Source organism: Acidaminobacter sp. JC074 (assembly GCF_022496765.1).
GTDB lineage: Bacteria > Bacillota > Clostridia > Peptostreptococcales > Acidaminobacteraceae > JABXKX01.
In genome coordinates, this window is sequence record NZ_VANV01000146.1 from 1 (window position 1) to 425 (window position 425).

The 425-nt window shown below is 39.8% G+C and carries 1 tRNA gene and 1 rRNA gene; both read right to left on the minus strand.

The features are described from left to right. Positions 1-170: 170 nt before the first annotated feature. A tRNA-Ala gene (locus EZV73_RS28450) sits at positions 171-246 on the minus strand. 73 nt (positions 247-319) lie between these two features. After that, positions 320-425: ribosomal RNA gene (locus tag EZV73_RS28455) — 16S ribosomal RNA — on the minus strand; the annotation flags it as partial.

Consider the following 425-nt stretch of genomic DNA (forward strand, 5'->3'; position numbering starts at 1 on the left):
ACTAGATTTAAAGACTCTCGTCTGTAAGATTATAGTTCTTCAACTACCTATATAAATATAGGATTTGAGAATATTGTTTTTGCTTGTCGACTAGATATTTATAAATAAACATCTTTGTCTTTCATATATGCAATTTTCAAAGAACATCCATACGAACGATAAATCGTTCCTGGTGGAGATAACAGGAGTCGAACCTGCGACCCCCTGCGTGCAAGGCAGGTGCTCTCCCAACTGAGCTATATCCCCATGATATGGTCGTGTATCTATTTAATCTAAAATAGAACACTCAAAACTGAACAGTATAAACTAATTTCCTTAGAAAGGAGGTGATCCAGCCGCACCTTCCGATACGGCTACCTTGTTACGACTTCACCCTAGTCATTGGTTTCACCTTCGACAGCTTCCTCCTTGCGGTTGGATCACTG